The organism is Candidatus Nanosynbacter sp. TM7-075 (assembly GCF_022828255.1).
In the GTDB taxonomy this organism is placed as follows: Bacteria; Patescibacteriota; Saccharimonadia; order Saccharimonadales; family Saccharimonadaceae; genus Nanosynbacter.
Map to the genome: position 1 here is coordinate 15,760 of NZ_JAJQJW010000001.1, position 11,166 is coordinate 26,925.

At 43.4% G+C, this 11,166-nt stretch carries 11 protein-coding genes; 10 read left to right on the forward strand and 1 reads right to left on the reverse strand.

From position 1 onward, the window contains the following. Nucleotides 1-29: 29 nt before the first annotated feature. Nucleotides 30-1,469 carry a hypothetical protein gene (locus LRM42_RS00065; RefSeq protein WP_243816288.1) on the reverse strand — a complete coding sequence of 480 codons (1,440 nt, stop codon included), beginning with the start codon at nucleotides 1,467-1,469 and terminating at the stop codon, nucleotides 30-32. A 96-nt stretch (nucleotides 1,470-1,565) separates the two neighbouring features. On the opposite strand from LRM42_RS00065, the gene metG reads away from it, so the two are divergent. The 10 genes from metG to LRM42_RS00115 all read left to right on the forward strand — a co-directional run bounded on the left by metG (nucleotide 1,566) and on the right by LRM42_RS00115 (nucleotide 11,165). After that, the gene (gene metG / locus LRM42_RS00070; RefSeq protein WP_243816289.1) at nucleotides 1,566-3,077 is read left to right on the forward strand and encodes a methionine--tRNA ligase; all 1,512 of its coding nucleotides are present in this window, start codon (nucleotides 1,566-1,568) and stop codon (nucleotides 3,075-3,077) included. A 3-nt stretch (nucleotides 3,078-3,080) separates the two neighbouring features. After that, nucleotides 3,081-3,899 carry a TatD family hydrolase gene (locus LRM42_RS00075; protein ID WP_243816290.1) on the forward strand — a complete coding sequence of 273 codons (819 nt, stop codon included), beginning with the start codon at nucleotides 3,081-3,083 and terminating at the stop codon, nucleotides 3,897-3,899. 11 nt (nucleotides 3,900-3,910) lie between these two features. Then, nucleotides 3,911-4,222, forward strand: a complete 312-nt coding sequence (locus LRM42_RS00080; protein WP_243816291.1) for a hypothetical protein — start codon at nucleotides 3,911-3,913, stop codon at nucleotides 4,220-4,222. Next, nucleotides 4,223-4,660, forward strand: a complete 438-nt coding sequence (locus tag LRM42_RS00085) for a hypothetical protein (protein WP_243816292.1) — start codon at nucleotides 4,223-4,225, stop codon at nucleotides 4,658-4,660. A gap of 12 nt (nucleotides 4,661-4,672) precedes the next feature. Beyond that, nucleotides 4,673-5,830: a cysteine desulfurase family protein gene (locus LRM42_RS00090; RefSeq protein ID WP_243816293.1), complete on the forward strand. Its 1,158-nt coding sequence runs from the start codon at nucleotides 4,673-4,675 to the stop codon at nucleotides 5,828-5,830. Further along, nucleotides 5,827-6,423 (forward strand): YdcF family protein, encoded by a 597-nt coding sequence (locus LRM42_RS00095; protein ID WP_243816294.1) that lies wholly within the window; start codon nucleotides 5,827-5,829, stop codon nucleotides 6,421-6,423. The genes LRM42_RS00090 and LRM42_RS00095 overlap by 4 nt, the downstream gene beginning before the upstream one ends. After that, nucleotides 6,420-7,472 carry a tRNA 2-thiouridine(34) synthase MnmA gene (gene mnmA, locus LRM42_RS00100; protein WP_243816295.1) on the forward strand — a complete coding sequence of 351 codons (1,053 nt, stop codon included), beginning with the start codon at nucleotides 6,420-6,422 and terminating at the stop codon, nucleotides 7,470-7,472. Before LRM42_RS00095 ends, mnmA begins: the two co-directional genes overlap by 4 nt. Before the next feature lie 76 nt (nucleotides 7,473-7,548). Beyond that, a complete protein-coding gene (gene rpsP / locus LRM42_RS00105) occupies nucleotides 7,549-7,896 on the forward strand; it encodes a 30S ribosomal protein S16 (RefSeq protein ID WP_129743694.1) in 348 nt (115 codons plus the stop codon). A 73-nt stretch (nucleotides 7,897-7,969) separates the two neighbouring features. Beyond that, nucleotides 7,970-9,853, forward strand: a complete 1,884-nt coding sequence (locus tag LRM42_RS00110; protein ID WP_243816296.1) for an alanine--tRNA ligase — start codon at nucleotides 7,970-7,972, stop codon at nucleotides 9,851-9,853. A gap of 49 nt (nucleotides 9,854-9,902) precedes the next feature. Then, nucleotides 9,903-11,165: a cell division FtsA domain-containing protein gene (locus tag LRM42_RS00115; protein ID WP_129636425.1), complete on the forward strand. Its 1,263-nt coding sequence runs from the start codon at nucleotides 9,903-9,905 to the stop codon at nucleotides 11,163-11,165. Nucleotide 11,166: the final 1 nt, after the last annotated feature.

An 11,166-nucleotide genomic window follows, 5' to 3' on the forward strand; every position in this document is an offset into this window, starting at 1 on the left:
TGAGTCGTTCTTTACGCCAAAAGACTGAATTAATCTGTCAAATTCTCGTGCTTTAAATCCTTAACGGCGTTGGTGGCTTCTTCTTCGGTGAACTTATAATAGTTGATAAGAGTTTTTATCAAGTTACTTCTACTATATTTTCCATTTTTCAGAATGTCTATAGCTTGTAGTCGTGCCCGCTCGGTATAATTAATATTGTATTCTGCTAGCACTTCCCGAACTTCTGATTCTACGAATTCATCACTATCTGTCAGATGACGTATTATGCTATTCTTTGAATACAGTTTAGCCCACTCCCAGCTGTCGTTATCTATGTAGTGTCTATTCATCCAATTGCGTATATTTATCTTGAAGTCGTAATTTAGCCGATTAACTCCTGCTTCTGCCTCTTCTTTAGTGAAGTGGTCCTCATTCTGCAGCCATTTTATGATGCGCAATTTTGAAGATTCAGACATATAATCTTTCAGTAGTCTTTCTGCTTGTCGTTGAGCGTTATATGCAAAGTCAATTTTTACTGTATTAAAGGCATTGTCAATCTCTTCTTTAGTGAATCTTTTAGCTGCGAGGTATTTTTCGTAGTTGACTTTTGATGAGATGGTATACACGTGTTCTATATTCTGTAGGCTCTTTATAGCTTGATCTTTAAAGAATTTAGAAAAGTCGATTTCGCTTCTCAGTGCCGCAAAAGCCTTATTAACCTCTTCTTCTGAGAACATGTAAGTACTGTGGCTGTTTTCACTGACTTTACGGTCAGTAAGGAGTTGTATCATTAAATATTTTGAGTATCGGAACTCTCCAGGATTGTTAGAGCTGTTTTGGTTGTCTACGATTTTTTTAATTGCTCTTTTCGCGTTATCTACAGCGTTGTATTCTGGGTAAATTGTCTCGATTAGCTGAAGTGCTGTATTGTATTCATCTCTTTTTCCAAAGGTTATGCTATAAGCTTCGCTATATTTGGAAATATCGGACCTATATAGGTTTCGGTTTTTAGCTTTCTCTGCTAATTCTCTTGAAAACCTCTTGTCCCATTTTCCGTCGCCTCCAACTACATAATTGTCTGGTGTAATAGTGTTCTTTAACATGTAACCATCTCTGCCGACGTAGTAGTCGCCGACCCATTGATTGGATAGCATGTGACCCTTAGTGTCAAAGTAGTACCATTTGTCGCCAATCATTTCCCAGGCGTTTTCTGTCATGTGTCCGCTGGTATTAAAGTAGTACCAATAATCCTTTATACGTTCCCATTTGCTATGCGTGATATATCCGCGTCCGTCAAAGTAATACCATTTGCCATCTATTCGTTGCCAATCATTCTTTGGGTAACTTCCATTGGAATTTTTGTACCACCATCCAACTGAATCCCTCTGCCAGCTTCCTCCGTTGGCGCTTGCTGTTACTGGTGTGTAGACGCCGATTATAGCAATGCTAATAGCTGCGGCTACGGTTAAGTTTTTTATGAGTTTGTTCATAACTCCCCTCCTAATAAATTGTGATTATAATTATATCACATCAATTAGCGCCCTTTATCATTGGTCATGATCTGTTAAATTTGCTATAATTTACCTATGACTAAGAAACACGCTTACATCACTACCGCTATCCCTTACGTAAACGGCTTGCCGCACATTGGGCATGCCATGGACTATATGTTGGCGGATGTGTGGGCGCGTTATTCCAGACAGAACGGGCGCGAAGTTCGTTTTCAAGCCGGCGTGGATGAGCATGGCAATAAAATTGCCGCCAAAGCTGCCAGTCAAAATCAAACGCCTCAAGAATACGTCGATCAGACGCACGTTAATTTTAAGAATATGATTTCCGAGCTGAATATTTCAGTGACGGATTTTATTCGAACGACTGACGCGCATCACGTTGCTGCGGTGCAATATATTTGGCAGAAACTCGTTGAGGCTGGTTACATTTACAAAGGTTCGTATGAAGGCTGGTATTGTCAGGGGTGCGAAGCTTTCGTTACGGATAAAGAAGCTGCCGATAATAATGGGGTTTGTCCAGATCACCAGACGCCGTATCAGCGTTTGAGTGAGGAAAATTACTATTTTAAGACCAGTGCTTTTTCAGACAATATTCGTCAGGCAATTGAGTCGAATAAAATGAGAATCGTGCCTGAATTCCGTAAAAAAGAGTTTTTGGAATTGATGAAAGATGGCTTGAAAGATGTGTCGGTTTCTCGTCCGCGTAAAAATCTTAGCTGGGGCGTGCCGGTTCCTGGCGATGACAATCAAGTCATGTATGTCTGGCTAGACGCTTTGAGCAATTACATTACGGTTATCGGTTATCCTGATCGTCCAGAAGAGTGGCAATCTTTTTGGCCGGCTGACGTGCAAGTCATTGGCAAGGACATTCTCCGTTTCCATGCTGGTATTTGGCCAGCAATGCTCATGGCGCTGGATTTGCCGCTTCCGAAAGTATTGCTTGTCCATGGATTTATCAATTCTGGCGGAATGAAAATGGCAAAGAGTCTCGGAAATGGTGTTGGTCCAGCCGATATTATTCCAGATTACGGCGCTGAGGCGTTTCGATATTATTTCTTGCGTCACGTACCAACACAGGATGACGGCGACTTTACTTGGGAAAAGTTTGAAGCTGCGTATAATGGTGAGCTTGGCAATGATTTGGGCAATTTGGTTCAGCGAGTCGCTAAAATGGTGCAGAGTTATCAAGCTGGCGTTATTGGCGACGCTCCACAATCAGAGCACGATATGGGACCGTATCGTCAGGCGATGGAAAGTTATATGTTCGATCAAGCAATGGACGAAATTTGGCTAATTGTTCGCTCTTTGAATCAATATATTGAGCGAGTTCAACCTTGGCAAGTCGCTAAAAATCGTGATAAAGATCCAGAAGCAGAGTCGCATTTGAGTGAGATCTTGGCGCACGCTTGCGGTACGTTGTTGCAAGTGTCCGACATGCTTCGTCCATTTATGCCGCAAACTGCCGAGAAAATTCATGATATGTTTGCTAGTGGTGTCGTGCCGTCAGAATTGACGCCTTTGTTCCCGCGCAAATATATTCACACGCCAGATCCACGCGCTCCGAAAACAGAATCTCAGGTTAAATAGTTTATGATTGAGGCTGATAAGAAAAGTGCGACTGAGGGCTTACGTCTGATAGATTCGCATTGTCATTTGCACGATACAGAATTTTTTACGGACAATCGTGAGAGGTTTTACAAAGAAACGGTCGAGGCGAATATTGGCATGATTTGTGTCGGTACTGACCAGCGAAGTAGCCGCCAAGCTGTGGAATTTGCCGCGAATCATAAGTTTACTTGGGCGGCAATTGGCGTTCATCCGCACGATACGAAAGATGGCTGGGGAGATGTCAAAACTTTGCTGGAGAATAAGACGGAAAATTCTCCGATTGTGGCAATTGGTGAAATTGGGCTTGATTATTATTACAATAACAGTCCGCGGGAAACGCAAATTGAAGGCTTGGAAACACAACTTCAAATGGCAATAGATTATGATTTGCCGGTAAGTTTTCATGTTCGCGATGGCGCGAAGGATCAGCCGTCGGTTTGGGATGATTTTTGGCCAATTTTTGACAATTTTCACGGGCTTCGCGGCGTGTTGCATAGTTTTACAGATACGCGTGATAATTTAGAAAAAGGTTTTTCGCGAAATTTGTATGTTGGACTTAATGGAATTAGTACATTCACAAAGGATCAATTGCAGAAAGAATTGTTCGCTTCGGTTCCGCTGGAGAGATTATTGCTAGAAACTGACGCGCCGTTCTTGACACCAGCGCCGTTTCGTGGTAATATAAACAAGCCAGAATATGTGAGATTGGTGGCTGAATATTGGGCGAAGCAGCGAAATATTGATTTTGATGTTTTAATCCAAGCTACTCTTCACAACACAAAAGAACTTTTTGGCATTTGAAAGTGGAGAAAATGAATAGTACGCCGGAATGTGTTATAAAAACACCTGAAATTGAAGCTCGCGAAAAAGAAGCTCGCGAAAAACTTGCCGCTATTTTTTCTGATGCCGAGCAGCGCTATAACTCTAAGGTGAACCCTGAATTGGGGAAGACTGCGTTTGACGTAAATAATCTTAAAGCGAATATCCCTAATAATGAGGCGGTTGATTTTTGTAAACAGGTGCTTGGTGAAAATGAGAAGCCTACCGATCCTGTTGAGTCTGTGAAAGAAATTGGCAATATGTTAGCAGATCTTCGAAAAACTAAAGCTAACGAGGTGCAATAAGTGACTGAGTTTTTGAAAAAAGTACGAAGTTTGGTTTTTGCTGATGATAGCGACGCGGTGTCTTTATTGAAATTCCGTAAAAAAGATCGTCCATTAAAGAAATTTACCGAGCGCGAGCTAATCCAATTGGAAAGTGAAATTGGCGCAACAATTTTTGGCGAGAAGCCGGCGTATGTTGCGCGACGAGAATTTTTTAATTTAGATAAAGATACTTGGATTTGGTATGAAGAAGTTGCTGACGGTAAGGGTGGCCGGCAAGAATTGACTACGCGTTATGAAGTTCAACCAAAGGGAATTTTGAAGATTCAGCCGAATTATCGCTATAGTTACTTGGAGGGCGACGAGCTTCAGAATTTTGTCTTGGCAACTAAGGAATATTACGAGCGAGTTTCTCGACAATTGTATAAGAAAGATCCGCAAACCGGTCAGCCTCTTTGATATAATAAAAAAGTGAATAAAGACTATATCTATCTTGATCATGCTGCTGCCACGCCAATGGATCCATTGGTGATTGAGGCGATGTTGCCATATTTTTCTGAAAAGTTTTTCAATCCGTCTAGTCCTTACGCTCCGGCAATATTTACAAAGCGTGAATATCAAGACGCGAAGGCTCGGCTGGCGCGCTGCTTGGGCGTGATGGCTGACGAATTAATAATGACAGCTGGAGCAACTGAGTCTGTCAATTTGGCGTTCAATGCAGCAAATGGCGTAAGTTTAATTTCGGCAATTGAGCATGATTCGGTGATCAACTCTGCAAAAGCGTGTTCGGAAGTGAAGTTAATTCCGCCAATGAAAAATGGACGAATAGACCCGAACACGGTTAAAAAAATGTTAACGCCAGATGTTGGATTTGTTAGTGTTGCGCTGGTGAATCATGAGCTAGGCTACATCCAGCCAATTGAAGAAATTGCGGAAATTGTAAAAGCTGAGCGACTAAGGCGCCAAGAAAATGATGAACCTTTACCGTTGATTTTTCATACAGATGCTTCGCAGGCGGCGGCTTTAATTGACGTGAAGATTAAAAGGCTGGGTGTTGATTTATTGACATTATCTGCGGCGAAAGTTTACGGCCCAAAGCAAGTTGGTTTATTGTGGGTGCGACCTGGCATCACATTGAAAGCTAATATTTTTGGCGGTGGTCAAGAATTGGGGTTGCGCAGCGGAACTGAAAACGTTGCTGGCGTGGTTGGGTTTGCGACGGCTTTGGAATTGGCACAAAAACGACGTTCCGCCGAAGTGAAGCGACTGCGAAAGTTGCGGGAAGAGTTGGTAAAAGATTTGAGGCGGGCTTTTCCTGATATGTTGATATCATCAGATATGAAAAAAAGTTTGGTGAGTTTTTTGAATATATCATTTTCTGGAATTGATGCTGAAAGATTGGTGTTTTTATTAGAATCTCGCGGGGTTTTAGTGGCTACAGGTAGTGCTTGCGCGGCTAATTCTGGAACGCGTTCTCATGTACTAGCGAGTGTTGGTCTGAGCGAATCAGAGATTGACGGAAGTCTAAGGCTTACCTTAGGCAAGTTGAACGATGACGAGAATGTAAAGCGAGCTGGCGAATTTATCATTGAGGCTGTGCAAGCGGAAATGAAGAGGGCTCGTCGATGATTCATAAACTAGTTGGCTTGATTATTTTTGCTGCTTTGGTGATTTTTGGGCTTAGCGCATATTTGTCGCCGAATGATTTGGGTAAATGTCAAAGCGTGGGCGAGGGTGATTGTCGTAAGGCTGATGCGATAGTTGTTGTCAGTGGTGGCGATACGAATGCGCGAACCGACGAGGCTATTAAACTGTATAAAGAAGGTTGGGCGCCGCTGATTGTTGTGTCGGGCGCGGCGGCCGATAAGACTGGCCCATCTAATGCTAAGGCTATGTATCAGCGGGCGATTAATAGTGGAGTTCCTGAGAAAGCCATTGTTATGGACGAGTCTTCCGAAACGACCAGACAAAACGCCACTGAAGTGAAGAAGATTGTCGATTCACGAAAAATTGAAGATGTGATTTTGGTGACAAGTGGTTATCATATGCGTCGGGCGCAACTCGAATTTTCAGCGCAATTTAACGATGTGAAGATTCGAAGTCATTCTGTTGCTTCTGATAAAAACTGGAGCTCGTGGTGGTGGTTGACTCCGTGGGGCTGGTGGCTGGCAATGGGTGAATTAATGAGAATTGGGCTATTCGCCCTGGGGTTGTCCAGATGAGTAAGAAAGTTTTTGTTGGAATGTCGGGCGGCGTGGATTCCTCTGCGGCTGCAGCACTTTTGGTTGAGCAGGGCTATGACGTAACGGGTGTTTATATGAAAAACTGGTCGGAAGATCTTCCTGGAATGCATTGTCCGTGGGCAGAAGATGTTGCTGACGCCAAGCGTGTGGCGGTCGGCTTGGATATTGATTTTCGAGTTTTTGATTTCCAGAAAGAATATAAGCAAAACGTTGTCGATTACATGATTCGTGAATATCAAGCGGGTCGCACGCCAAACCCAGATATTATGTGTAATCAAGAGGTGAAGTTTAAGATATTTTTGGAGGCTTCGTTGGCGGCTGGAGCAGATTATATTGCGACAGGGCATTATGCGCGTGTTGCTCATGAATCGTCTTCGTCAGCCAAATTATTACGCGCTCGTGACGACAATAAAGACCAAACGTATTTCTTATATCGAGTGACTTCGGAAGCTTTGTCAAAAACCATATTTCCGCTGGGCGATTTTACTAAGGCGGAAGTTCGCGAAATGGCGAAAGAGCGTGGTTTGTGGACGGCTAGCAAAAAGGAATCAATGGGAATTTGTTTTGTTGGGCAAGTTGGAATTCGTGAGTTTTTGTCGGAATATGTTAAAACTGCGCCAGGAAATATCATTGATCAGCAGACAGGATCTGTCGTCGGTAAACATGACGGCGCAATTTTCTATACACTCGGTCAGCGTCATGGGCTGAACGTCGGCGGTGGATTGCCTTATTATGTTGTGGGTAAGGATATGGAGAAAAATGAGGTTTACGTGTCGCGCTCAATTGATAATGAAAGTTTGTGGCGAAAAGAACTTAGACTGGCGGATATCCATTGGATTAACCAAGCGCCGCATAAAGATAGGAATGTGCAAGTTCGGCTGCGTCATCGAGGTGCCTTATTTGATGCGAAAATTGACGGAGATATTGTGCAACTTTCTGCTTCGGAGCGTGCCGTAGCCGCGGGTCAATCTGCGGTAATATATGACGGCGACGAATGTTTGGGTGGCGGAATCGTGAAAACAGATTGACGTTATGGGAAAAATAGTGTAAACTGTTCTAAAGTAAGGAATAATAAAACGTAGAGTTAAAGGAAGAATTAATTTTATGCTAGCAATTCGTTTGCAACGTTTGGGTCGCAAAGGTTATCCAGTATATCGTTTGGCGGTACAAGAAGCACATCGTCATCCATCAAGCGGTCGTGTAGTCGCTTATGTAGGTAGCTACAATCCACACACTAAAGAATCAAATATCCAAGTTGAATTGGCTCAGAAATATTTAGACAATGGCGCACAGCCAACACCGCGCGTAGTTAAGCTATTGAAAGAAGCTGGCGTTAAGTTGCCAAAGTGGGTTAAGGAAGTTTCAACTGACAAGCACAAAGCCATCCGTAATCCAGAAAAACTTCGCAAGAATCAACCAAAAGAAGAACCAGCTGAAGAAGTAGCTGAATAATTTGTTAAGATTGGCGATTTGATCTATAAACCCCATCTGTAAGGTGGGGTTATTTTATGGTATAATTACACTCATGAATGCCCAAAAAATACGTAGTAAATATCTTGAATTTTATAAAAAACAGGGTCACGCCGTTGTTGAGCGTGCGCCGTTGATTTTAACTAATGACCCGACGACTTTATTTACGGGTGCCGGAATGCAGCCGATGATTCCGTACTTGCTTGGTGAGGCGCACCCCGAAGGTAAGAGAATTGCCGATTCTCAAACGTGTTTGCGAGCGCAGGACATCGACGACATTGGCGATAATCGCCATACGACGTTTTTTGAGATGCTTGGAAACTGGAGTTTGGGCGACTATTTTAAGGAAGAACAAATTGGCTGGATGTGGACGTTTTTGACTGAGGAAATTGGTCTTGATCCGCAGAGATTGTACGTAACGTGTTTTATTGGTGCGCCGGAATATAATATCGATAAAGATGTTGAAGCGGCTAAATTGTGGCAGAAAAAGTTTGCAGAAAAGGGCATTGATGCAAAAATGGCGGATATCGGCAGCGAAGAGCAGGGAGCGGCGCGTGGCGTAAATCCAGGTGAAAGAATTTTCTTTTATGACGGCAGCAAAAACTGGTGGAGTCGTAATGGCGGTCCAGAAACTACTCCGGTTGGTGATCCGTGTGGTCCGGATAGTGAGATGTTTTATGAGTTTGATTTCATTGAGCATGATCCAGAATTTGGTGAAAATTGTCATCCGAACTGTGATTGTGGTCGATTTATGGAGATTGGCAATAACGTATTTATGGCATATAAAAAAGTTGCTGAGGGGCAATTTGAGCCACTCGATAAGCCGAATATTGATCATGGATCTGGACTTGAGCGAATCGCAGCTGCAGCAAATAATGATCCTGACGTCTTTAAGATTAGTTTGCTTTGGCCGATTATTGAAAAGCTACAAGATCTGAGCGGCAAGGATTACGCTTCACACACCGAAAGTATGCGAGTGATTGCTGATCATTTGAGGGCTGCGACATTTATGGCGGTTGATGGGTGTGTGCCAAGTAATAAAGAGCAGGGCTATGTAATGCGTCGTCTGCTCCGTCGGGCGATTCGCTATAGTTTTGATTTGGGGATCGAGCAGAATTTCCTGCAAGAAGTTGTGCCGACGATTGCTGATTTGTACGAAGCCGATTTTCCAGAGGTGAAGAATAATCGCGACAATATAATTGCTATCCTCGTTAAGGAAGAAAAAGCTTTTCGCCAGACTTTGAGAAAAGGTTTGCGGCAAATGCAGCGCTACATTGATGATGGCTTGACTGGTGAAGAATTGTTCACTTTGTACGACACTTTCGGTTTTCCGTTGGAGCTCAGTACGGAAGAGGCGTATAAACAAGGAATTAAACTTTCGGACAATTGGCGCGAGGAATTTGCTAAGAAAATGGATGAGCAACGGCAGCGCTCTAAGACGGCTCGTAAGGGGCAATTTAGTGGCGGTTTGGAAGGTCACGACTCTATTCATCTGAAATATCACACGGCGACACATTTGTTGGGTGCGGCGTTACGCAAGGTTTTGAATGCGCCAGATTTACAGCAACACGGAAGCAATATTACCGCCGATCGATTGCGTTTTGATTTTAATCACGATAAATTGACGCCAGAAGAAAAACAGGCGGTTGAAGATCAAGTTAATGCTTGGATTGATGAAGATTTGCCAGTTGGCTTTGCTGTATATCCGACCGATGAGGCATTGAGCATGGGCGCAATTGGTGCATTCGGTGAGCGTTACGGCGACGAAGTTAAGGTGTATTCTATTGGTAAGGATGATAATATTGTCAGCTTTGAAGTTTGCGGCGGCCCACACGTCGAACACACTGGAATTTTGGCTGAAGATGGCAAGCGATTCAAAATCACCAAAGAAGAATCTAGTTCGGCTGGAATTCGTCGAATCAAGGCTGTTTTAAGATAGATAATTAACTGTTGCTCTAAAATCACAAGCGTTATATAATATTTCTTATATGGCATTGAAAGACATGTTGAAGAAGTCTGATAAAGATAGTCGCGAGCTATTGGTTAGTTTAGATATTGGTACGGAAGTGGTTAAGGCATTGATCGCCGAAGTTAAAGACGACGAGCTGAAGATTATCGGCGTTGGTCGAAAACAGCAGGAAATGGGTGATATGCACAGTGGTGCAATTGCTGATATTGCTGGTGTTGTAGCAAACTGCGAAGAGGCTCTGTCTGAAGCTGAAGATCAAGCCGGTGTTCAGGGTAAGCGAGTAGTTATTGGTATTGCGGGCGAACTAGTTAAGGGTGTTACGAATACTATTCGCTATCGCAGGCCGCAGCCAAACAAGCCACTAGACATTGCCGAGATGGAGTTTATCATTGAGAAAGTTCAGGAGCGCGCCCAGGGAAAAGCTCAGGCTCAAATTGCGCTGGAAACTGGCAATGAAGATGTTGAGGTGAAATTGGTCAACTCGGCGCTGGTGAGTATTCATATTGATGGCTATAAAGTTTCGAATCCGATTAGTTTTCAGGGGCGAGACGTGGCGGTGCAGATTTACACGGCGTTTGCTCCGATGGTTCATATCGGCGCGCTGGAGAAGGTCGCGGACGAGCTTGCGCTGGATTTGGTGGCTGTGGCCGCCGAGCCATTTGCGGTGAGCAGGAGCGTTTTGGGGTCGGATACAGATAGCAATTTCACGGCAATTCTAGCGGACATTGGTGGCGGCACGACGGATATTGCAGTTGTTAATGACGGTGGAGTCGAAGGTACAAAGATGTTTGGTATTGGTGGACGAAGTTTCACTAGAACTATTGCGGCCGACCTGGATTTAAGCTTCAAAGATGCAGAAAAGCTGAAATTGAATATTGACAATGAGAATTTGAAGCCTAGCGTAAAGAAAAAAGTTGACGCGGCGATCGACAAGACTTTGGAAGTTTGGCTATCGGGCGTTGAATTGGCGCTGAGCGATTTTGATAATGTCGACTATTTGCCGAATAGGATTTTGTTGTGCGGCGGCGGATCGAGTTTGCAAAAAATTACTGAAGCTCTAAAAACTCGACGCTGGCCAGAGGATTTGCCTTTTACTAAGAAACCAGTAGTTCAATATATCAATCCAAGCGATATTACAGGCATAGTTGACGAAACCGGAGATATTAGCGATCACACATTTGTAACCGCAATGGGCTTGTTGCGAGTTGGATATGATACAATTATCGGTAGTCAAGACGGTAATAGTTTAGTTGAAAAAGTAAATAGGTTATTAAAGATTTAAA